18 protein-coding genes are annotated in these 23,179 nt (G+C 61.5%); 7 read left to right on the top strand and 11 right to left on the bottom strand.

Annotated elements, in window-relative coordinates:
- Positions 1-59: 59 nt before the first annotated feature.
- Positions 60-1,169 carry an ABC transporter ATP-binding protein gene (locus GGD40_RS29200; protein ID WP_179745999.1) on the bottom strand — a complete coding sequence of 370 codons (1,110 nt, stop codon included), beginning with the start codon at positions 1,167-1,169 and terminating at the stop codon, positions 60-62.
- A 130-nt stretch (positions 1,170-1,299) separates the two neighbouring features.
- Between GGD40_RS29200 and pdxR the strand changes: the two genes are divergently transcribed.
- Entirely contained in the window at positions 1,300-2,850 is a 1,551-nt protein-coding gene (pdxR, locus tag GGD40_RS29195) for a MocR-like pyridoxine biosynthesis transcription factor PdxR (protein ID WP_179711013.1), read from the top strand.
- Positions 2,851-2,942: 92 nt separating this feature from the next.
- Here the strand turns inward: pdxR and GGD40_RS29190 are convergent, their stop codons facing one another.
- Both GGD40_RS29190 and GGD40_RS29185 read right to left on the bottom strand, forming a co-directional pair.
- Positions 2,943-6,734 (bottom strand): DUF748 domain-containing protein, encoded by a 3,792-nt coding sequence (locus tag GGD40_RS29190; protein ID WP_179745998.1) that lies wholly within the window; start codon positions 6,732-6,734, stop codon positions 2,943-2,945.
- A 214-nt stretch (positions 6,735-6,948) separates the two neighbouring features.
- Complete coding sequence (locus GGD40_RS29185) at positions 6,949-8,367, bottom strand: DUF1254 domain-containing protein (RefSeq protein WP_179745997.1); 1,419 nt, start codon at positions 8,365-8,367, stop codon at positions 6,949-6,951.
- 289 nt (positions 8,368-8,656) lie between these two features.
- Between GGD40_RS29185 and GGD40_RS29180 the strand changes: the two genes are divergently transcribed.
- The 3 genes from GGD40_RS29180 (at position 8,657) to GGD40_RS29170 (ending at position 13,936) form a co-directional block, all read left to right on the top strand.
- A complete protein-coding gene (locus GGD40_RS29180) occupies positions 8,657-9,298 on the top strand; it encodes an FMN-binding negative transcriptional regulator (protein ID WP_179747089.1) in 642 nt (213 codons plus the stop codon).
- Positions 9,299-9,423: 125 nt separating this feature from the next.
- A complete protein-coding gene (locus GGD40_RS29175) occupies positions 9,424-11,799 on the top strand; it encodes a heavy metal translocating P-type ATPase (protein WP_179745996.1) in 2,376 nt (791 codons plus the stop codon).
- A gap of 163 nt (positions 11,800-11,962) precedes the next feature.
- On the top strand, positions 11,963-13,936 hold the full coding sequence (locus tag GGD40_RS29170) for a methyl-accepting chemotaxis protein (RefSeq protein WP_179745995.1): 1,974 nt from the start codon (positions 11,963-11,965) through the stop codon (positions 13,934-13,936).
- A 13-nt stretch (positions 13,937-13,949) separates the two neighbouring features.
- Here GGD40_RS29170 and GGD40_RS29165 read toward each other — a convergent pair whose 3' ends face one another.
- Positions 13,950-14,603 carry a glutathione S-transferase family protein gene (locus GGD40_RS29165; RefSeq protein WP_035560933.1) on the bottom strand — a complete coding sequence of 218 codons (654 nt, stop codon included), beginning with the start codon at positions 14,601-14,603 and terminating at the stop codon, positions 13,950-13,952.
- A 219-nt stretch (positions 14,604-14,822) separates the two neighbouring features.
- On the opposite strand from GGD40_RS29165, the gene GGD40_RS29160 reads away from it, so the two are divergent.
- Complete coding sequence (locus GGD40_RS29160) at positions 14,823-16,208, top strand: polyhydroxyalkanoate depolymerase (protein ID WP_179745994.1); 1,386 nt, start codon at positions 14,823-14,825, stop codon at positions 16,206-16,208.
- Between the two features lie 22 nt (positions 16,209-16,230).
- On the opposite strand, the gene GGD40_RS29155 is transcribed toward GGD40_RS29160, so the two are convergent.
- Entirely contained in the window at positions 16,231-16,665 is a 435-nt protein-coding gene (locus tag GGD40_RS29155) for a cupin domain-containing protein (RefSeq protein ID WP_035560930.1), read from the bottom strand.
- A gap of 98 nt (positions 16,666-16,763) precedes the next feature.
- Positions 16,764-17,375 carry a flavin reductase family protein gene (locus GGD40_RS29150; protein ID WP_179745993.1) on the bottom strand — a complete coding sequence of 204 codons (612 nt, stop codon included), beginning with the start codon at positions 17,373-17,375 and terminating at the stop codon, positions 16,764-16,766.
- Between the two features lie 227 nt (positions 17,376-17,602).
- Between GGD40_RS29150 and GGD40_RS37265 the strand changes: the two genes are divergently transcribed.
- The gene (locus GGD40_RS37265; protein WP_179711028.1) at positions 17,603-17,932 is read left to right on the top strand and encodes a helix-turn-helix transcriptional regulator; all 330 of its coding nucleotides are present in this window, start codon (positions 17,603-17,605) and stop codon (positions 17,930-17,932) included.
- Complete coding sequence (locus GGD40_RS29140) at positions 17,932-19,275, top strand: type II toxin-antitoxin system HipA family toxin (protein ID WP_179747088.1); 1,344 nt, start codon at positions 17,932-17,934, stop codon at positions 19,273-19,275. The genes GGD40_RS37265 and GGD40_RS29140 overlap by 1 nt, the downstream gene beginning before the upstream one ends.
- Positions 19,276-19,783: 508 nt before the next feature.
- Here the strand turns inward: GGD40_RS29140 and GGD40_RS29135 are convergent.
- From GGD40_RS29135 to GGD40_RS29115, 5 genes are all read right to left on the bottom strand, one after another.
- Positions 19,784-20,737 (bottom strand): IS5 family transposase, encoded by a 954-nt coding sequence (locus GGD40_RS29135; protein ID WP_179745992.1) that lies wholly within the window; start codon positions 20,735-20,737, stop codon positions 19,784-19,786.
- A gap of 107 nt (positions 20,738-20,844) precedes the next feature.
- Positions 20,845-21,243: a hypothetical protein gene (locus GGD40_RS29130; protein ID WP_179745991.1), complete on the bottom strand. Its 399-nt coding sequence runs from the start codon at positions 21,241-21,243 to the stop codon at positions 20,845-20,847.
- Positions 21,243-21,599: a hypothetical protein gene (locus tag GGD40_RS29125; protein WP_179745990.1), complete on the bottom strand. Its 357-nt coding sequence runs from the start codon at positions 21,597-21,599 to the stop codon at positions 21,243-21,245. The genes GGD40_RS29130 and GGD40_RS29125 overlap by 1 nt, the downstream gene beginning before the upstream one ends.
- 74 nt (positions 21,600-21,673) lie before the next feature.
- Complete coding sequence (locus GGD40_RS29120; protein ID WP_179745989.1) at positions 21,674-22,093, bottom strand: hypothetical protein; 420 nt, start codon at positions 22,091-22,093, stop codon at positions 21,674-21,676.
- 344 nt (positions 22,094-22,437) lie between these two features.
- On the bottom strand, positions 22,438-23,178 hold the full coding sequence (locus tag GGD40_RS29115; protein ID WP_179745988.1) for a hypothetical protein: 741 nt from the start codon (positions 23,176-23,178) through the stop codon (positions 22,438-22,440).
- Position 23,179: the final 1 nt, after the last annotated feature.

Below are 23,179 nucleotides of genomic sequence, written 5' to 3'. Positions count from 1 at the left end.
CGCACGTCGGGCGCGTTGCACGTCCGGCGTGTTCACTGCATTCAATACACTCAACGTCTTTAAGCGTCGGCGAAAACCCGCAGATGCTCCGGCGCGAATTCCAACGCGACCGGCGCGCCGGGTTCAAACGTATCGAGCGCTGTCGTGCCGAGCGGCACCTTGACGAAGCACTCGTCCTGCTGCGGCAGACCACAGCGCATCCGCACGTGGTCGCCGAAATAGATCAGCCCGCGCGCTTCGCCGCTGAGCGCGTTGGCGCCGGTGCGCCGCTCACCGTTTGCCGTGCGATTGGCCAGCTTCATACGCTCGGGCCGGATGCACGCGACCGCCGACGTCCCCGCCCGCGCTCCGCCGATATTGCGGCCGGTGAGACGCGTACCGTCGCTCAGATGAAACTCGCAGAACTCGCCGTCGACATTCGCGATCGTGCCGCGCAGCTTGTTGCTGTCGCCGATAAAGTTGGCGACGAACTCGTTGCACGGCGATTCGTACAGACGGTCCACGGTATCGAGTTGTTGGACGATGCCTTTATCGAACACGGCGACGCGATCGGACATGGTCAGCGCTTCACCCTGATCGTGCGTGACGTACACGAAGGTGACGCCGAGCTTCTCGTGCAATGACTTGAGTTCGTACTGCATGTGTTCGCGCAGCTGTTTGTCCAGCGCGCCGAGCGGTTCGTCCATCAGCACGAGCTTCGGCTCGAACACCAGGGCACGGGCGAGCGCGATACGTTGCTGCTGACCGCCCGACAACTGCGCCGGATAGCGCTTCGCGAAGCTCTCCATGCGCACCATTTTCAGCGCGTTATGCGTGCGCTCCACACGCTCCTGCGCCGAAACCTTGCGCACGGTCAACGGATACGCTACGTTCTGCTCGACGGTGAGGTGCGGGAACAGCGCGTAGTTCTGAAACACCATGCCGATGTTGCGCTTATGCGGCGGCACCGTATTGAGCAACGTGCCGTCGAGCCAGATCTCGCCGCCGGTGGGAAATTCGAAACCCGCCAGCATCATCAGGCACGTGGTTTTGCCCGAACCCGACGGCCCGAGCAACGTCAGGAATTCGCCCTGATAGATGTCCAGATCGAGCTGTTTGACGACCAGCGTTTCGCCGTCGTAGGTCTTGCGCACGCCGCGAAAGCTGACGATCACGTCATCGGTTTTCATCGCTCCAGTCTCCTCTGCGATCCATCTGGCTCCCCCTGCAAAACAGCGGGATTGTGTCAATTGCGTGGCTCACTATAGACCGTTACGGTTCTACAATATGGAACCATTTCATTATTCCGGATAGAACCACTTGGACACCGTGATCTTGTCGGATTGGCTCGCCGCGAGGCTCGACCGTACGGCCGCCGAACCGGTCTACAGACAGACTTTGCGACTGATGCAGCAGGCCATTCTGACGGGCCAGTTGCCGCCCGGCACCAAGCTGCCGAGCTCACGCACACTCGCCGAAGACCTCGGCATTGCGCGCAATACGGTGCTGCACGTCTACGATCAGTTGACCGCCGAAGGCTATGTCATCTCGACCACCGGCAGCGGCACCTATGTCGCGGACACCAGGCCGGACACGGCCGCGATGAACGCGCGCAAGCAGCCCGCGGTGGCGAGTGTCGACACGCCACCGCGTCCCGCCGCGGAGCCGCCACCCAAGCCGCCTAAACGCGATCTCGGCGACCTGTCGATGCGGGGGCGTCGGCTGATCGACAAAGCGGGGGTATCCGCCAAGCAATGGGGTGCATTCATGCCGGGCGTGCCCGACGTCGCGGAATTTCCGGCGCGTACGTGGAGCCGCTTGCAGGCCAGGTTATGGAAAGAGGCCAATCCCGATCTGCTCACTTACGCGCCGGGCGGCGGTTATCGGCCATTGCGGCGTGCGTTGTCGGATTACCTGCGCGTGGCGCGCTCGGTGAATTGCACGCCCGACCAGATCATCATTACTACGGGTATTCACCAATCGATCGATCTGGCGGTGCGTTTATTGACCGACGTCGGCGATCGCGCGTGGGTCGAGGAGCCGTGTTATTGGGGCGCACGCAGTGTGCTGCAATCGTCGGGGATCACGCTGGTGCCGGTGCCCGTGGACGCCGAAGGTCTGAATCCGCGCGAACAGGATCTGCAACAGCCGCCGCGTCTCGCGCTCGTCACGCCGTCGCATCAATATCCGCTCGGTATGGTGATGAGCCTCGCGCGTCGCCGCACGCTGCTCGAATACGCGCGTCAGCACAACGTCTGGATTATCGAAGACGACTACGACAGCGAGTTCCGCTACGGCAGCCGGCCGCTCGCATCGCTGCAAGGACTCGACGAAGCCGGACAGGTGATCTACGTGGGCAGCCTCGGCAAGATGCTGTTTCCCGGCTTGCGGATCGGCTACATGATCGCGCCGGAGCATCTGGTGGAGACGTTCCGCACAGGCGTCGCGGAGTTGTACCGCGAGGGGCAGTTGATGCAGCAGGCGGTGATGACAGACTTCATCATGGACGGCCATCTCACGTCGCACGTTCGGCGCATGCGTGCGTTGTACGGCGAGCGCCGGCAGATTCTGATCGACGCGATTACCGCGCGCTTCGGCAGCGAACTGCCGGTCATGGGCGACGAGGCCGGTTTGCATCTGGTACTCGGTTTGCCGGATCACGCGAACGATCGCGCGGTGACCGCCGCCGCTTACGATGCCGGCGTGATCGTGCGTCCGCTCGCCAGCTACTACAGCAGCGATACGCCCGCGCGGCGCGGTTTGCTGCTGGGCTATGCGTGCGTGCCGAACGAGAAGATCGGCCCCGCGTTCGACACGCTCGCGCGCGTGATCGAGCAGACCGCGTTGAAGAAGCCGACGCGCGCCGCCTGATTGCGCGGCGCGTGGCGCGTGTGGTTTTACATGCTATCGCCGCGTGCCTTTACGCGCGCGCGGCGGCACGCAGCGCGCGCCGACCCGTGACGTTACTTCAAACCAAAGTCGACCCGTGTGGTCTCGCCCTTGTCCTTGATACCGTCGGCGGTCAGCTTCGGCGCAACGATAAACACGCGGCTGCTGTCGATCTTGCCGTCCAGATACTGCTGCACGCTCTGTGCCCGCTGCTGCGCGAGCTGACGCAGGCTGGCGTCGTCGATCGGCGCGTTGGCGGCAATCGCGCTCTTCATTTCGTCGTCCGGCAAGCTCTTGGTCAGGCCGACAAAATTGCGCGGCTTCTTGAAGTCGGCGGACTTGTAAGCCTGGGTTAAATACTTGTCGTATTCCTTCGGATCGACCGTGACCGTCGACAGATCGACGCTCTCGCCATTGCCCACCACGTCCTTGATCTTCTGCTGCTTGACCAGACGATCCACGTATTGTGTACGCAACGCGGGTTCGTCGACAGCCGGGTCGACGCGGCCGATCAAGTCCATCTTGACCGACGTCTTGTCGGCCAGCGCCTTCACGATCGTGTCGAGCTTCTTGTTGTCGACATCCGTGAGTTTCGCCGAGCCCGGCTCGAATTCGACATAGCCCAATTCCTCGCCGCTGCCGCCGAACGCGTTGGCGATCAGCGAGAACGGCGCGGTCACCGCCTTCTGCAGCAGGTTGAGCACCGCATGCCAGATCAGGCCGCCAATGCTGAACTCCGGATTCGACAGCGAGCCCGAGACCGGCAGATTCACGTCGATTTCACCGCGCGAATTCTTCAGCAGCGAGATCGCGAGACGCACCGGCAGCTTGGTCGCCGTATCGTTCTGCACGTGGTCGCCGAACGTGAGTTGATCGATGAACAGGTGATTGTTCGCGTTCAACTGATCGTTAGCGAGCTGGTAGTGCAGATCGACGTTCAGCTTGCCCTTGGTAATCGGATAGCCGGCATATTTCGCCGAATACGGCGTGAGGTTGGTCAGCTCGATATCGTGCGCGCTCGCCGTCAGATCGAGCGCCGGTTTCTCGATCAGCGGATTGACCGTGCCGCGAATCGATAGCGGACCGTTGGCCGCCAGTTTCGCGGCGACGTCGACCGGCGCGGCCGTCGTGGATTGCGTCCCGAACGCGCCGATCGTGCCCGTAATGCCGACCAGATTCGCCGTGAAATTCGGCTTGATGAAGTTGTCCGTGTAGGTCACGCGGCCTTGCTGCAGCACCAGTTGACCGAAGTGCAGCTTGACCGGGCTTTGCGGCGGCGTAGCGGCTGTCACAGCGGCGGGCGTGGCGGGTGCCGACGAAGCCGGCGCCGGTGCGGACGCCACCACTGGTGCTTGCGGCGTCAGCGGCACCGGGTCGGCGCCGCTCTTGTCGCGCGTCAGCGATTGGGGCGCGCCGCTTTCATGCGCAACCACATCCTTGAGATTGAGCTTGCCTTGCGCGTCGAGCAGTACGCGTCCGTAGAACTTCGTGAAGGTGACTTTGCCCGCGTCGACTTCCGTGCCGCGCTCGTCATAATCGGCTTTGAGGTTAGTCAGCGCGAGCGAGCCCCAGCCCGCGAACGGGTCGGAGGTCGCCTTGTCGAGCATCCGCACGTCGACCAGCGCCATATCGCCGTGATAGTTCGCCTTCAGCGACTTCGTCTGGCTCAGCGCGAGTTCGCCGTTCGCATTGAGCAACGCGCTCGCGATCACCGCATTGAGCTTGCTGCCGAAGTACGGTTCGAACGCCGCCGCGTCGAGCCGGTTCGCGTTCACCTTGACCGCGACCTTGAGCGGCGTGGCCGTGACGTCGCCCTTCACGGCGAGCGTGCCTTTCTTGTTCAACGTGGCCTGCAGATCGACCGGCAGCGGACGGCTGAGGTCGTCGCTGATCTGCTGCACCTTCAGTTGCAACGGCGTGATGCTCAGGCGCACGGGTTGCGGCGTGGTGTTGTCGGTGAAATTGGCGGTCGCGTCTTTCAGGTTCAGTTCGCCGATCTTGTAGTGCCACGCAGGCCCCTGCGCCTGCGCCTTCTTGACCGCGTGAATCGCCGTGCGCTGCGGCTCGACTTCATGCGGACCGGCCAGCGACGTGAGATTGATGCTGCCGTCTTTCAGGCGTTGCGCGTCGACCGAGAGACCGGTCGTCTCGACGCTCGTGATGTCGGCGGTGCGTGCCGCCACGTCCACCTGCTTGACCGTCACGTGCGCCTGCGCGAGCGCGATGAGCGGCTGCTTGCTGCCGCGCGCCGCCAGCTTCAGCGATTGCAGATCGAGCTGCGTGTCGGCGACCATCACAGCGACCGGCTCCTTCGACCAGTTCGCGCCGATATTCACCGAGGCCGACAGCGCGCCGTCGGTCACTTGCGCGGCGGTTGCGGTGTCGATATAGGGCTGCAGCAGCGGCAGCTTCAGCGATTTCAGATCGAGCTTCGCGCTCGCTGTCTTCGCGACGAGGCCGAACGCGCCCGCCGCGCCGAGCGAACCGGCGCCGTCCTTGAAGTCGGTATTCAGCGTGTAATGCGCCGGCGCGGTGGCGAGCGTCGAGAAATCGGTCAGCGTCACAACCAGTTTTTGCAAACCAACGTCGACGGGCCGCGAAGCGGCTTCGTCGTGAACATTCACGGTGCCATCATTCAGCACGAAGCGTTTGATCGCCAGATCCAGCGGCGGCGCCGCAGCCGTTCCCGTTGCAGCGGTGCCGGATGCGGCGGCTGGTGCGCTGGCAATTTTGCCTGTCGAGGCAGCAGCCGACGCCGTCGCCGGTGCGGACGCCGCGGCCGTGCCAGACGCCGCCGGTGCAGGCGCGAACATGCGCTCGACACTCAACACGCCGTCTTTATCGCGCGCCAGATCGGCGCTCGGCGCGTCGATGCGGATATCGTCGAAGTGATAGAGGCTCTTCAACGGCTCGAGCGTCGCGACCGCTACATGCACGGCGTGGGCCGCGAAGAACGGCGCCTTGCCCTGATCCCGCACGTCCACGTCGTTCATATCGACGGTGCCGGCGACGCGCAGCGAAGGCGCGTCGTTGGAGATCACGAAGTTGAGCTTGAGGTCGGTGGACAGCTTGCCGGACTGCACGATCACCGGCAGTTTGGTCGGCACATATGACATGAGCCGCGGCACGTCGAGCCCGTCGAAGCGCAGCGACACTTCCGATTCACGCGACGTGGCGAACGGCTTGGTCTTGCCGTCGATTGCCAATGGACTGCCGTCGATCCGCGCGCGCAGCAGCGGCTCGACGAAGATGTCGGTTTTCGAAGGCAACGTGGCGATAAACGGAATCCCGAGCTTCCATTGATCGATCACATGGGTCACGCCGAGCAGCTTGTCGTCGAACGTGATCTGGCCGTTTTCAAGGCGAATATTCGACACGGAGAACAGCGTCGGTTTGCTGTCGGGCTCGGCCGGCTGTTTCGAGAATTTCTCGATCAGGTCGGTGAAATTGAAGCGCTGCGCGTCATAACGAACAATATGAAAGCGCGGCGAATCGAGCTGCACTTCGTCGACGATCGGCGCCGCGCGAAACAGCGAACTCCACGACGCCTGCACGATAAGCCGCGCAATATCGACGAAATCGCCCGCGCCGTCCTTATCGCCGATATGCACGCGGTCGGCTTCGAGTTTAAGCGTATAGGGATTGAGTGCGATCCGGCCGATGGTGGCCGGACGGTCGAGCTGTTTGCTGAGTTGTTGCTCGGCGATATGGCGAATCAGCGGCGGCGCCGCGAAGAAGCCGAGCAGACCGAACAATACGATGAAGATCAGCAGGCCGGTCAGGACACGCCGGGTACGGCGCGACTGCGCGACGTCGCGCACGGTCTGCATGGAGGAGGCTAAAGATACTTTGTTGAGGCTTGCCATGCTCGGTCTTGGGTAGTGCGGCGGCAAGCCCGCCGCGAAAACGAAAATCCCGCAAGCGGCAGTATAAGTCGTGAATCTGGTGTGGGATAGAAATGTAAGCCGAGGCTTACACAATCGCTGACGCTATTAAAAGTTTATGCCCGCCGCTGTAAAACGGCGGGCATACGTTAATCGACGCATCAATCACGCGCCACTGTCACATCGGCGACGCATTTCACTGACGCACGACCGCCGGCGGTTGCCAGCTACTGTCGGTCGCTTGCGGCTTCGGCGCATACAAACGCAGCACCAGTTGCAGATCGGCGCGCGGCGCCGGCAACCAGTTGCCGCTCTTGCTACGCACCGACGAGACGGTCACGTCGAGCGAACCGTCGCGATTGCGACGTGCGCCATTGCGATCGCCGACCGCCAGACGGGCGGGCGCGCTTTCACCCAACGCGCCGTCTTTCGTGTAGGCGGTGATCGACCAGAAACCGCGCACCGGCGGCAACTGGTTCGGCGCAAAGTGAATCACGTAGCGATTGGCGCCGTTCAATGCGTGGCCGTCGCTGTCTTGCGTGACGACCGCGCGCACTTCGTCGTCTTTCGTGCCGATACCCGGTTGCATGGACGCGGCATAAGCGCGCAACGCGTAGTCGGGACCGTAATTGCCGACGTCGTCGCCGAACCAGTTCCAGCCGTTGCCGTTCAGCAGATTGGTCGGCGCCGTGACGACGCGCTCATGACCTTCGGTGAGGCCGGCGGCAATCGCATCCGCCGCCTTCGGCAGCTTGACCGGCTCGCCCGGCGTGACGCCGAGGTCGGCGAGGAATTTCAGCGCATGCGGATCGGCCGGTGTCGGCGGATTGTCGGGCAAGGCTTGCGCGAGTCGCGTGAAAAAGCCGTTGGCGTCGAGCGCGGCAACTTGCGCGGCCGGCGTGCCGGACGCGCTCATGGCCGCGTCGGCGGCATTGCTGCGCGGCGGCGTAATCGTCGCCGTGCGCGTGTCGCCGGCATAGACGCTGAGCGGCGCAACGCGAATGGCGCGCTGCAACTTGCGCACCGCCGTCAGGTCGCGCGTGCCGTTCGACTGGATACGCACGCTCACCCACGCGTTGCGGGTCGGCACGTCGACGCGCTTCACACCCTTGGGCAGATCGCCCTGCCAGCCGGGGCCGACAAAGGCAATGGTTTGCGATTTGATGCCGGCCGCGCGGGTGGTGAATTGCGCACTGGTGGACCAGACGACGTTGGTCCACATGTCCAGCACGCGGGCATCGACGTAACGGCCGTGCGAATCGGGCAGCGAAACGATCACCGGTTCGCTGCCGACGTCCAGCCAGCCGGTCGAGTCGAGCGTGTCGAGGCTAGGCTGCGGCGGGTTCGATGCGCCGACCGGCGGCAATGCCTGCGCGTGGCGCAGCGTATTGAGCGGTGCCTGGCCCGGATCGGTGCCGACCGCCGCGTCGCGCGCGACGCCCATCAGCACCAGCGGGTAGCCGAATACGTACGAGTCGGCGACTTCGTCCTTGATCCAGCCCGCGGGCTTCTGTGTCGCGGCAGGCGGCGACGCGCAACCGGCCAGCAATGCGAGGCCTGCGAACGATGCGCAGGTCCAGTGAAGCGAAAACAGTTCTCGGCGATTTTTTATCATTCGTTCAGGTGGCGGAACGTGCGGTCCTAAGGGAGACGTCGGCGCGCAGCGAGATCTGCTTTGGCGGGGTCTCCCCAAACCCCGCGCAGCCAGTCCGCCGTGCGCGATGCCGACAACACCGGGTTGTATCGTATCCTTGCTCACCAGGCAAGCGCAAAGGCATGAATAGCGCGTTGTCATGCACACGCCATGTGCGATTGCGTCGGATTCGGCTTGTTTTGCGCTGTCTGCCGAGTCGCACGTGTCGAAGTCTGGCGGTGCTTTCACCCATGTGGATCTGGAGTGGTTTATGTACATGCCCGCGCATTTCGAAGAGAACCGGCCCGAGGTGCTCCATCGCCTGATAGGCGAGCAGCCGCTCGGCGCGCTGATTACGAACGGACCCAACGGGCTCGACGCGAATCATGTGCCGTTCGAACTGGACGTCGCGCCCGCTGGCGGCGTCATCCTCCGGGCTCACGTCGCCCGGGCCAATCCGGTCTGGCAGGAGGCGGCCACGCATCCCGACGCGCTCGTCATTTTCCAGGGGCCGACCGCGTACATTTCGCCGAACTGGTACCCGAGCAAGCACGACGCGCATCGGCAGGTGCCGACCTACAACTACATGGTCGTGCATGCGCACGGCCGGATCGTCGTGCGCGACGACGAAGCGTTCGTCCGCGGTCTGGTCGCGCGGCTGACCCGCAAGATGGAAGCCGGCGAGCCGGTGCCGTGGAAGATGGGCGACGCGCCCGCCGACTTTATCGCGCAGATGCTCGGCGCGATCGTCGGCATTGAAATCGAGGTGACGCGGCTGGTCGGCAAATGGAAGCTCGGCCAGAACAAGGCCGCCGACGACCGCCGTGGCGCGGCCGAGACGCTGTTGGCGCGCTCCAGCGATGAACAGCAGGCAGTCGGGCAGGCCATGCTGGATGCACCGCCGGTGCTTTGAGCGGCGGCCGTTCTGAGCGGCGACTTTCGGCCGCACCCGCGCAAACCGTCCTTGACCTTCCCATCATGGGAAGGACAATACTGGGTTCATTACGCGGCCCAATGCCGCCATGAGCCTTGCCTACCATGACCGAACTTGCCAATCCGCAGCGCCCCACGGATACCACCGCCATTGCGGCCCGAACCGCCGAACTCGACATTGGCGGGATGACTTGCGCATCATGCGCAACGCGCGTCGAGAAGGCGCTGGCCAAAGTGCCGGGCGTCACACGCGCGTCGGTGAATCTCGCCACCGAAACGGCGACCGTCAGCCTCAGCGGCGCTGAGTCCGACCCAGCCGCGGAGGCACTGATCGCGGCCGTCAAGAAAGCCGGCTACGAGGCAACCTTGATCGTGCCGCCGGAAGTGCCGGAGGCGCCGTCTTTTGCAGCCGAGGCAGGCCAGGCGAGCCGTTTGGAGCACGGCGATCATCGCCATCACACGGCCCCCGCCTCCATAACCGCCGCCGACCGCAAACGCGACCAAAGCCGCCGCGAACTGGCCGCCGTCCTCGCCTCCGCCGTGCTGACCCTGCCGCTCGTCGTGCCGATGGTCGCCGAATGGTTCGGCGTGCAAGCCATGTTGTCGCCGTGGCTGCAGTTCGCGCTCGCGTCGATCGTGCAATTCGTGTTCGGCGCGCGCTTCTATCGCGCCGCCTTCCGCGCCGTGCGTGCCGGCGCGGGCAACATGGATTTGCTGGTGGCGCTCGGCACATCGGCGGCGTATGGCATCAGCGTCTACGAACTGGCCACGCATCCGGGCGACATGATGCATCTGTATTTCGAAGCATCGGCGGTCGTGATTACGCTGGTGCGCTTCGGCAAGTGGCTCGAAGCGCGCGCCAAGCGCCAGACCACGGACGCGATCCGCGCGCTCAATGCATTGCGCCCCGACCGCGCGCGCATTCGCGTCGGCGCCGACGAGCGCGAAGTGCCGCTCGCGCAAGTGCGGGTCGGCACGGTCGTGATCGTGCGTCCCGGCGAACGCGTGCCGGTGGACGGCGCGGTGCTCGAAGGCCGCACGCACATCGACGAATCGCTGATTACGGGCGAAAGCCTGCCGGTGCCGAAACAGGCCGCCGACAAAGTCACCGCCGGCTCGATCAACGGCGAAGGCGCGATTGCCGTGACGACCACCGCGATCGGCGCGGAAACCACGCTCGCGCGAATCATCCGCTTGGTGGAAAGCGCTCAGGCCGAGAAAGCGCCGATTCAGCGACTGGTGGACCGGGTCAGCGAGATCTTCGTGCCGGCGATTCTGGCGATCGCCGCGCTCACGCTGGTGGGCTGGCTGATCGCGGGCGCGGGCGGCGAGACCGCCATCCTGAACGCGGTGGCCGTGCTGGTGATCGCCTGCCCGTGCGCGCTGGGGCTCGCCACGCCGGCCGCCATCATGGCCGGCACCGGCGTTGCCGCGCGGCACGGCGTGCTGATCAAAGACGCCGAAGCGCTGGAAACCGCGCATCGCGTGACGATCGTCGCGTTCGACAAAACCGGCACGCTGACGCTCGGCCAACCGTCGGTGACGGCGTTCGAGCCGATCGGCGAGATCCGCCATGACGAAGCGTTAGCGCTGGCCGCAGCAGTGCAGCGGCATAGCGATCACCCGCTGGCGCGCGCGGTGATCAAGGCGTATGAGGCGGTATCGGCAAGCCAGCCCAACGCGGCAAGTAAGGCAATAACGGCAAGCGCCGCGCGCGCCGTGGCGGGTCGTGGCGTCGAAGCGGATGTCGACGGCCGCACCTTGGCGCTGGGCAGCACGCGCTGGCTCAGCGAGCTCGGCATTGCGTTACCGCCGGCGCTGACGGAACGCGCCCATGAACTCGAAGCCGCCGGCAACACGGTCTCCTGGCTGATGCAGCGCGACGAGCAAGCGCCCACCGCGCTCGCCCTGATCGCTTTCGGCGACACCGTCAAACCGACGGCGCGCGCGGCCATCGAACGGCTGGCCGGGATGGGCATCAAAAGCGTGCTCGTCACGGGCGACAACCGCGGCAGCGCCGCCAGCGTCGCCAAAGCGCTCGGCATCGACGAATTCCACGCCGAAGTGCTGCCCGACGACAAAGCCCGCGTGATCCGCGACCTGAAAATCCGCAGCGCCGGCATCGTGGCGATGGCGGGCGACGGCATCAACGACGCCCCCGCGCTGGCCGCCGCCGACATCGGCATCGCGATGGCGACCGGCACCGACGTCGCCATGCACGCGGCCGGCATTACGCTGATGCGCGGCGATCCGGCGCTGGTGGCCGACGCGATCGACATTTCGCGCAGGACCTGGCGCAAGATCCAGCAGAACCTTTTCTGGGCGTTCGTCTACAACCTGATCGGGGTTCCGCTGGCCGCCTTCGGCTTGCTAAACCCGATGCTGGCCGGCGCGGCGATGGCGTTTTCGAGCGTCAGCGTCGTCACCAACGCACTGTTGCTGCGCACCTGGCGCGTTGCGCAGCAACACACAGGACGCTGACCGCAAAACGCTCCGGTCGCCCCTGGACACCTCGTCGATTACGTCAAGCTTTCAAAAACCCTAAAGAAAGCGGACGACACAGCCGATAACCAGATATCAACGCGCGGACCCGGCTTACGCAGGGCCCGCGCTTTCGCTTGTCCTCCTCACTGCGTAATCGTCAATGGAATTCCTCTCTTTGCGCCGCGCCAGCGTCGGCGCCCGGCTTGCCGTTCTCTCGTGCGTACTGGTGGCGCTGATATTCGCCGCCTTCACCTGGGCGCTCACCCGCACGGCCGGCAAACAGGTTAGCGATCAGGTGCTCGACCGCATCGCCGATCGGGACCGCTCGATCGCCGCGATGATCACGCTATTCGACAAGGCGCTGTCGGCCGAAGTCGACCGGTCGATGTCGCTGTTCGCCAGCTTCCTGCCAACCGGCTATACGCTCGACGACACCCAGAAGGTCGACATTGGCGGCGTCGCGACCCCGACCATCAAGGCCGGCGACAAGGTCCTCAACATGGACTTCACGATCCCCGACCAGTTTCTCGAGCGCAGCGGCGCAGTGGCCACCGTGTTCGCGCGCAGCGGCGACGACTTCGTGCGCGTGACGACGTCGCTGAAGAAACAGGACGGTTCGCGCGCCATCGGCACGTTGCTCGACCGCAAAGCGCCGGCGTATGCGCTGATCCTCGCGAACAAGTCCTATACTGGACTGGCCGCGCTGTTCGGCAAACGTTTGATCACCCAATACCGGCCGATCGCCGACGCAACCGGCCGCGTGATCGGCGCGCTGTTCGTCGGCGTGAACGTGGACAAACAGATCCAGTCGGTCGAAGACGATATCCGCAATCTGAAGATCGGCGACAGCGGCTACTACTTCGTGCTGAACGCGTCGAAGGGCGCGGATCGCGGCAAGCTGATCGTGCATCCGGCCGCGGCCGGCCAGAGCGCAGACAACGCGAACGCGCCGTATCAGCAGATGCTCGACATGAAGGACGGCCAGCTCGAGTACCGCTCGGCCGACGCCACGCTCGGCGAGCGCGACGCACGCGACAAGTTCGTCTCGTTCGTCACGGTGCCGGAATGGCAATGGCTGGTCGGCGGCGTCGCGCCGCGTGACGAAGTGATGGCCGACGTCACCACGACCCGCAACACGTTCCTGGTGCTCGGCTTCGTGCTGGTCGGCGCGTTCGCGGTGGTCTTCCTGATCGCGGTGCGGCGCATGGTGAGCCGTCCGCTCGCCGAAGCGGCCAAAGCGTCCGAACGCTTCGCCTCAGGCGATCTGAGCGTGCGCGTGGCCCAGGGCGGCAACGCCCGCGCCGACGAAATCGGCCGCCTGATGCAATCGATCGACGGCATTGGCGAAGGGCTCGCGCGCATCGTTTCGCAAGTGCGCAACGCGTCGGCGGGTATGTCGCAGGGTACGGAAAAGATCGCTACCGGCAGCGGCAATATCGCCGCGCGGATCGCCACCCAGGCGAGCAGCCTCGAAGAAACGGCGGCCAGCATGGAGCAGATCACGTCGACCGTGCAGCAGAACGCCGACCATGCGGCGCAAGCCAACACGCTCGTTACGCGCGCGGCCGAGGCGGCGCTCGAAGGCGGCCGCGCCGTGGAACGCGTGGTGTCGACCATGGGCGAGATCAGCCGCTCGTCGCAGAAAATCGCCGAGATCACCACGGTGATCGAAGGCATCGCGTTCCAGACCAATATCCTCGCGTTGAACGCCGCCGTGGAAGCCGCGCGGGCGGGCGAGCACGGCAAGGGCTTCGCGGTGGTGGCGTCGGAGGTGCGCGCGCTGGCGCAACGCAGCGCGGCCTCAGTGAAGGAGATCGAGAGTTTGATCGCGACCTCGGCGGCGACCGTGCGCAGCGGTTTCAAGATCGCCGAAGAAGCCAGTTCGACGATGCAGGGCATCGTGCAGCAAGTCGGCCAGGTGCGCGCGATCATGGGCGAAATCAGCGTCGCGTCGCGCGAGCAATCGGGCGGCATCGAGCAGGTCAATCTCGCCGTGACGCAGATCGGCGAGGCGACCCAGCAGAATGCGACGATCGTCGGCGAAGCGGAACTCGCGGCGGCCGAATTGCGCGATCAGGCCGCGCGGCTTGCGCAGGTGGTGAGTGTGTTCAAGCTGGAAAGCGGCCGCGATTGAGCACTAGCGGTCGTTAAAACTCGACGTCCAGTTCGTCGATCTCTTCCACTTCCTGCTGCGCGTCGGCAATCCACGCCTGCATCTCGGGCAGCGCCATGATCCGCTGCCCGTAGTCGACGATCTCCGGATCGAGCTTGACGTCGTAAGTCACGAAACGCGTGACCACGGGCGCGTACATCGCGTCCGCCGCGCTGCGCTCGCCGAACAGAAACGGGCCGCCGTACTGCTTCAGGCAGTCGCTCCAGATCGTCACGATCCGGTCGATATCCGACTGCGCGCGCGCCCATACCTTGAAGCCCGGAAAATGCGCTTTCAGGTTCATCGGCAGCGCCGAGCGCAGCGAACCGAAACCCGAATGCATCTCGCCGCAAATCGAACGGCAATGCGCCCGCGCGCGAATGTCTTTCGGCAGCAGCGCCGCTTCCGGCTTCAACTCGTTCAGATACTCCGCGATAGCCAGTGTGTCCCACACCTTGATGCCATCGTGAACGAGGCACGGCACCAGAATCGACGGCGACAGCAGCAGCAATTCGGCGCGCGCCGCCGGGTCGTCGATCGGCATCACGATCTCGTCGAACGGCAGGCCGCTGAAGCGCGTCAGCAGCCAGCCGCGCAACGACCACGACGAATAGTTCTTGCTGCTGATAGTGAGCGTGGTATTCGCCATACGATTCTCCTCCAGATGACGCGTTCGGCCGTCGCCTGACGCGCTGTATGCACGTTGCCGTGCGCGCACGCACCAAAGCGCGGCAATTTCGGCCCGTTGCCCTGAACAGCGCAAATGCTATGCCAATGTGCAGCAGCGGTTGCACGTGTGCGCTTGCATGATTGGCACATGACTTGCCTCTATGTGGGTTCCATCCTCTTCAGCACTCGTGCGAAGGTTATGAACCTGTTCGCATATCCCACATACCAGGCCTTTGCCGACATGATGCTGCCGATGCGGCATAGCGCGGCCCTGATGATTCACTCGCTCGACGCATGGCCCGCGTTCGGTGAAACATCGCACGGACGTTCGATGCGAGCGGCCTGCGAGTTGATGACGCTGGCCGGACTGACGCCCGTGCGGCCGCCGTTCGGCATCGACAGTGTGGTGACGGAAGGCAAACCGGTGGCGATCGTCGAAGAGGTCGCCGCGCACACGCCGTTTTGTTCGCTGCTGCATTTTCGCAAGGACACCACGCTCTCGACGCCGCAACCGCGCGTGCTGGTGATCGCGCCGATGTCGGGCCACTTCGCGACGCTGTTGCGCGGCACCGTGCGCACCATGCTGGCCGAACACGACGTCTATATCACCGACTGGCACAACCCGCGCGATGTGCCGCTGAGCGAAGGCCGCTTCGGCTTCGACGAATACGTGCGGCACGTGATCGACTTTACGGAGACGATCGGCCCCGGCGCGCATCTGCTGGCTGTGTGCCAGCCGACCGTTGCCGCGCTGTCGGCGGTCGCGCTGATGGCCGCCGACGATCATCCCGCGCAGCCGGCCAGCATGACGCTGATGGCCGGTCCGCTCGATACGCGCATCAACCCGACGCGCGTCAACGAACTGGCCAAAAGCAAACCGCTCGAATGGTTCGAGAAGAACCTGATCAGCGCGGTGCCGTTCGGTTTCGCGGGCGCGCAGCGGCGCGTATATCCGGGCTTCATGCAGTTGACCGCGTTCATGTCGATGAATCTCGGCCGGCATCTCGACTCGTTCGAGACGATGTATTACGAGCGCGCGAAAGGCGATCCGGCGAAGGCCGACACGATTCACACCTTCTACGAAGAGTATTTCGCGACGATGGACCTCACCGCCGATTTCTATCTGGAGACCGTCGATACGGTTTTTCAGCGGCATGCGTTGCCGTTGCATGAACTTGAGGTGGCGGGACGTCTCGTGGAGCCGTCGAAGATTCGTCGCACCGCGTTGCTGACCGTTGAGGGGGAAAAGGACGATATCTGCGCGGTCGGGCAAACGCTCGCCGCGCAGGATATGTGCGACAAGTTACGGCCGTATCTGAAGACGCATCATGTGCAGACCGGCGTGGGGCATTACGGTGTGTTCAATGGGCATCGCTGGGAGCGGCAGATTTATCCGCGCGTGCGGGCCGTGATTTACGACAACGAGCCGCGCGCGGTGCTGGTGAGTTCGAAGGCGCGGACGATTCAGCCGGTGTCAGTGCCGGCGGCCACCGCGGCCGAGGTGATCGCTGCGGCGCCGGTTGCGGCGGCGGTGGTGGATGTGTCGGTGGCTACCCGCCGCGTGGGTGGCGGCGGCTCGGCTTAACTTAAAGCTAAAACGTCGCGGCTTAAGCCGCGACGCTCTTCCATGGCTTGACGGCCGGCACCTCGCACGGACCGTCGGCGTCGATCGATTTGAAATCCGCCGGCGACACGATCTCGATGTACTCCATATCCTCCGAGTAATCGAACAGATAGTGGACGATCCCCGGCGCCTGATGCACGCAATCGCCGGCGGCGACGAGCGTCTCCTTGTCGCCGTACATGAAGCGCGCCCAGCCCTTCAGCATGATCACAATGTGGAAATCGGCCTCATGACGGTGCCAGCCGGTGCCTTGCTCTGGTGCGTGATTCGCCTTGACGAGTTGCGCGAGGACCTTGCCGCCGGTCGCCTGTGCAATGCCTAAATCGCGGTAGAGAAAAAAGTCGCGAAGACCCTGATCCTCGTAGGACGTGTCTTGCGGACGGATGTGGCTGAACTGCGTGGCGAATTCGGTGGACATGATCGCGCTCCTGGAGAGTGAGCCGGCAGTTGAAAACGACGCGTTGGAGCGTCGGTTGCAAGCATCAAGCGGGCCAGTTTGCGCGGAGGGGTTTTGCGCTATGCGGTCGGGCGGAACATCTGGAACATGTCGCCGATTTCCGCGTAGTCCGCGCGATAGCCCGCGCGCATGATCGGCTGCGCGGCGTGCGTGTCGAACAGACCGTCTTTCAGATAAGCCTCGTTGATGTGAACACCGACCACCTGGCCGAGCGAAAGATAGTTGTCCATCGGCGTGCCGTCGAGCGTATGCAGACGTACCACTTGCAGCAGCTTGCATTCGAGCGCGGCCGGCGATTCGGCGACGTGCGGCACGTTCACGTTGCGGCCCGGCGCGGCGGTGAGGCCGGCGAGTTCGAATTCGTCGATATGCGGCGGGACAGGGGCGGATGAGCGGTTCATCTGCTCGGCGAGCGGCTTGGTCGCGAGGTTCCAGACGAATTCGCCCGTGGCTTCGATGTTGGCGATGCTGTCTTTGCGGCCTTCGCTGCAGAAACCGATGATCGGCGGGAAGCTCGCGAAGGCGCCGAAGAAGCTGTAGGGGGCGAGGTTTAGAGTGTCTTCTGTATCGCGTGACGCGATCCAGCCGATCAGGCGTGGTGCGACGATGGCTTTGAATGGATCGTGCGGGAGGCCGTGGCCAGTGGCGGGGTTGTAGAAGTAGTGGGACATGATTGGGCTGGAGGTTTTTGCGGGGGACGCGGAGGGGTATTTATACCGCAGAGTCTTTGAGGCTGCTCGGGGTGGCGTGATGAAGCAGCCCTGCTGGCGTTCTTCATTTAACAGTCTATGTACTGTTTAAACAAAATACAGCCCATAGACTGTTTATATTAATTACAGCTTTCAGGCTGTATTTGTGTGGTACAGTTTAAAGACTGTATGAGACCGAAGATAATCCCATGGATTACGCTATCAAAACGCCGAGTCAGCTCCGGCCCATCTTGCAGGGCTTTCGCAAGTCCGCGGGACTCACTCAAGCGGCGGTCGCCGAACTGTTAGGCATCACCCAGCAAAGCTACGCGCAACTGGAGGCCAATCCCGCAGCGGCCAGCGTCGAACGTATTTTTAAGGTCATGCGTCTGCTCAATGTGGATTTGCGATTAAGTCAAACGCTGGCCGCAGCGAGTAGCGAATCTGCGTCGGTTGCCACACCGAAACGTCAACGATCCGCCCCGGCGGTCAAGAAAGTCCGGCCAGTCACGGCCAAAAAGAAAAAGGAAAACTGGTAATCATGGCGCGCCGCGCTCAGACGCAACGACTCGACATCTGGATGAACGGTATCCCCGTCGGCTATTGGGAAAGAGCGCGTGACGGTGAGCGTTTAAGTTATTTCGACACGTGGATCGGCGATGAACAGGGGCGCCCGCTGTCCTTGTCGATGCCATTCACACCCGGCAATCAGCCTTATCGGGGCGACCTGGTGAGCGCGTTCTTCGACAATCTGCTTCCAGACAACGATGCCATTCGGCGGCGGCTAGCTCAGCGACACCGTACAGGCAGCACGAATGCGTTCGATCTGCTGGTCGCGCTTGGCCGCGATTGCGTCGGCGCCATCCAGTTACTCCCGGTGGATGAAAAACCCACCGACCTTTACGGTATCTCCGGCGCGCCGCTCTCCGAGTCGGAGATCGCACAGCTTCTGCGCAATGCAACCGCTGCGGCCCCACTCGGCCAATACGACGATGGTGCGGATCTGCGCTTATCGATTGCCGGCGCGCAGGAGAAAACCGCATTGTTGCGCCGTGACGGGGAATGGATCTACCCGACAGGTAGCACGCCAACCACGCATATCTTCAAGCTGCCACTCGGGCTGGTTGGGAATATGCAAGCGGACATGCGCACATCGATTGAGAACGAGTGGTTGTGCGCCAAAATCGTCGCGGCTTATGGACTGCCTGTGGCGAATTGCGAAGTGGCTACATTCGAGGATCAGAAAGCACTCGTCGTCGAACGCTTTGATCGCAGGCTATCGAGCGACGCTCGCTGGATCGTGCGTCTTCCGCAGGAGGACATGTGCCAGGCTACCGGGCGACCGTCGCATCTGAAGTATCAGGCCGATGGCGGCCCTGGCATCGCCGAGATCATGGACGTCTTGCTCGGTTCAGAGAATGCCGATCAGGATCGGCTGCAATTTTTCAAGACGCAATTGGTGTTCTGGCTACTCGCGGCGACGGACGGGCACGCGAAGAACTTCAGCATTTTTCATTTGCCGGGCGGGCGGTATCGGTCAACACCGCTTTACGACGTGCTATCCGCGCATCCGATCATCGGTTCGGGAAGGAATCAGATTGCCCGTCAGAAGGCCAAAATGGCAATGGCGGTTCGTGACAGCACGAATCACTATCTGATCGACAGGATTCAAGGGCGGCATTGGATTGAACAGGCTCGGCAAGTTGGGTTAGGGAAGGTGGCTGCGCAGGAGATCATTGAGGAAGTGGTTGATGCGACTGATGGGGTGATCAGTGCGGTGAGTAAGCAAGTGCCTCCGCGTTTTCCAGATGGACTCGCGGAGTCGATTCTGAGCGGGCTTGAGAGGCAACGGGATAGATTGCTGGCTGCGACGGTTCGGTAATTGGCGAGGCGGCCTCGCAAGCGGGACTGGCAAGGCCGGGTTCGTCTCATCCAGACTTCACCTCGATGACATCCCCGTTATTGAGCACGATATCTAAGTCAGAGGACAATCCAAGTGTCTGATTCTGAATGGGCACATTGACGTCCTTGACCGTCCCGGGAAGTGCTTTCTCTGGAGAATCGACGGTATCTCCGACCATGGGATCAGACGAAGTAAACACCTTTTCGCCTGTGGGCAAGTTACCCGTGTTTGTGGCAACTCAAAAACTCAACGAAAGCTATCCGGTGTCCATAACGAACCGCTATTCAAACTCGACAGGGAGCGCTTGATCATCGCCGTAGTCGGACCGAAACTTAGGGAGGGTCTGCATAACCCGTTTTTTGGAGCGCCGACCTTTTGCTTCCTGCACGGTGTCAGCGTTGAGAATTTCTTGAGACGTTGGTCGCCCGGCTATTGCGTCGTGCCGGGCGACGTTTGCTGGGACCCGGAGCTTCCACCTTCTGGTGTTTCAGGTTTTTCGCAAAGCTTTGCGCGCCATCCACAGATTGCCTAGAGCAAACAGCGTCATGATCTGGGCAGTGTTTTTCATCAAACCACGATACCGGGTCTTCGTGTAGCCAAACTGCCGCTTGAGGACTCGGAATGGATGTTCGACCTTGGCGCGGATGCCAGCCTTCAGGCGTTCGATCTGATCGTATATCGCGTCCAGACGATCACGTAAGTCCAGTTGTCTGCGCCTGCCTGGTCTCATCGCGACATGCCAGCGCACTGCGTCAGCCTCGCAACGCTTTTCGATGCCCTGATATCCTGCATCAGCGTACACATCCGTTTCATCGCCGTGCAGCAACGCTTCGGCTGCATTGATGTCGTGAACGTTCGCCGCCGTGCCGATGACCGTGTGAACCAGGCCCGACTCCGCGTCCACGCCGATATGCGCTTTCATCCCGAAGTACCATTGATTGCCCTTCTTCGTCTGGTGCATTTCCGGGTCTCGTGTGCCGGAGTCGTTCTTCGTCGAACTGGGCGCCGAAATCAAAGTGGCGTCGACCACCGAACCGGTTTTGAGCATCAAGCCTTTCCCCACCAGGATTTCGTTGACCAGCGCGAGCATTTGCACCGCCAGTCCGTGAGTTTCGAGCAGGTGACGGAACCGCAGAATCGTGCTCTCGTCCGGCAAGCGCGTCATGCCACCGTCTAGCCCCGCGAAGTCGCGATACAGCGGCACGTCATATAGCGCTTCTTCCATCGCAGGGTCCGACAGACCAAACCACTGCTGCATAAAATGAATCTGCAGCATCGTCGCGATCGGGAACGGCGGCCGTCCAGTTTTACCAGCGGGATAGTGCGGCTCGATTAGCGCAATCAATCTTGACCACGGTACCACTCGGTGCATCTCATCGAGAAATTCCCGTTTGCGCGTACGCTTCGTTGACAGATCCAGACCAAGACCTAATTGCGTCATCAAGGCTCTCCTGAACTAACTTTCCTCTTCCCAAGATAGTTCACCCGGACGTCAATGCCAGGACTTTTGCAGACATTCCTTAGAGTGTTGTTTGTGGCAACACCTTGTCATGAACTAACTTCAAGCCAGACCCGACCGTCTCGAATCATGTTTTGGACCGTATCTGCTCTATCAATGAGTCCGTGATCGTTATCGATCACAAGCGTTTCGGGATGCTCAATGCCAAGTACGAAGTTGTCTGAGAATCTAGCTTTGCCGTCTCGTCCCTCAACGAGAAGAAACCAAGGATCCCCGATAAATTTCCTAACCTTATCAAGCTCATCAGGTTCAAAATCTTTTTCGGCATCCTGCAGTGCCTGCACGGCAATCCACCCGTCCTGCATGCCGGTCGGTCCAAAAGCGATATACCGCTCGCCCTGTTCACGTTGCACAATGCCCAGGTTCTCAACGAGAGTACGGGCATCAAGCTGTCGCGACAAGCTACCAATGAGCAAGAATGAAAACATCAGCTTGCCCCTTTTGATTTTACGTATGAAAGGAGGTCATTCATATTTGTAAATACCTTCGTGCCAGAGTTCTGAATTCCATTAACAACTGACGGCTTAAGGTTTGGCCCGTAAACAATCACCTCACCAGAGCTGCCAATTATCTGACTTTGGTTAGCAACCTGAGTGGTCGTTCCTTTCCCTCCTCCGGACTTCACCTCGATGACATCCCCGTTATTGAGCATGATATCTGCATCAGAAGACAATCCAAGTGTCTGATTCTGAATGGGTACATTGACGTCCTTGACCGTCCCGGGAAGTGCTTTCTCTAGAGTATTGGCGGTATCTCCGACCATGGGATCAGAGGAAGTAAACACTTTAGCGCCTGTGGGTAAGTTACCCGTGTTTGTGGCAACAAATTACAGCGACCACGTTCAGACTGACAAACCAACTACGGAACGTTTATCGGAAACATCCCGAGAATGTTTCTAAGGGAGAAATGGACGTTCCCGGCCGGCGTCCAAAAATTTTTCCGATCGCCCCCCGCGCTGATGAACTCTGCACGCCGTTTTAACTCATCCGGCGGCAAGTCCTTGTCGTTTACTGTCGATACCTCCGCTAGCTTATCGAGATCAACCGAAGACAGCACCCCACCAAGCTTCCCAACCAGAAACTGATTGGTAAGCAGTGTCCAAACGTCATCGCTCAACCAGAAAATAAAAAGCGGAACACCAAACCCACCCACCGCCTCCAAGACTTTTCTCGCGTGCTGTTCGTTCGACAGCAAGAAATGCTGCCACGCATAGGTCTCCAAGTGAAGCTTTCCCGCTCGCCACAGGATTCGATTTTCATACCAGTCTGACTTCTTCATTTCTTTCCCACCGGAAACGTGATGATGTAATCACCGGATGACCCCGGATTCAATGTGACGGTCCCGCCGTAAAGTGATCTTCCGCTCTGTGCGAAATTCTGCAGAAGTGCATCAAGCTTCGGGTTGGCAAGATATCCTGAATTTACCTCAACAGACTTTGCCCCCAAAGACCCCGCGTAGTCCACCAACGTTTGGACATCCGAGAAACTCATCGAATTTGTGAGGCCAATTGTGACCTGCGCGACGCCGCTGCTGTTGACTGTAACGGCATTTAGGTTGACACCGAGATTCTGAGCCGCCGTTTGAACAGACGCCGTGTTTGTGGCAACGACATCTTATGAAAACTATATAACCAACCCCGTTTCTGCGTAGCGCCTCTTCAAATCTGGTAACGCAACCACGATCTTGTCCAATTCTCCCATCCGCTTTGGAAAGACAGTTTTGAAATCTTCGCTCCGATAGTGATTCACAAAATCAAAATCACCAAGAAGAATATGCACGAGGCACATCATCACGCCCTTCTGCCTCTCCATTTCATCATATGGAATTTCGTTGCGAGTTGTATATTTTGCGGGAAGATTTCCCAGCAAGCTTTCCTCATTTACCAATTGATAATATCTCTCAATAAATGAAATTCCGTCTCTCAGCATAGCGGCCAACACAGTAGGTGCGTTCTTTAGATCTATCGACCGTTCATCAAGGTCCTCCAACACCTTCTCACTGAACCGATTGGACTGGCGAACAGTTGCCATGTACTGAGCCTTGTCGTCGCAAACGAGGCAGGATAGCCTGATCGGCTCCGGCATAGCTGTCAGTAGATGAGCGATAACCTGAAAGCTAACGGTCGCTGTCGGTATCGCCTCTCCAAGCAGCTTCTTACTCAGCTTAATTGCGCGCTTGTTATTCAAGGCGATATTTGGCTGAAGGTGAGCAAATCCACGATCGAAGGAGAGACCCGGGTCAACGATCAGCTCCGTATGATTCAATGAGCTATTTTTGAACTTCCCGGCAGAGAATTCCCATCCAGGAAACTCTGCAGTAGTATCTTTGCACAGCCCATAGATTTCCGTTTTCAATGTGCCCATA

This window comes from Paraburkholderia bryophila (genome assembly GCF_013409255.1).
Taxonomy (GTDB): Bacteria; Pseudomonadota; Gammaproteobacteria; order Burkholderiales; family Burkholderiaceae; genus Paraburkholderia.
This window is presented reverse-complemented; position numbering and strand designations above follow the sequence as displayed.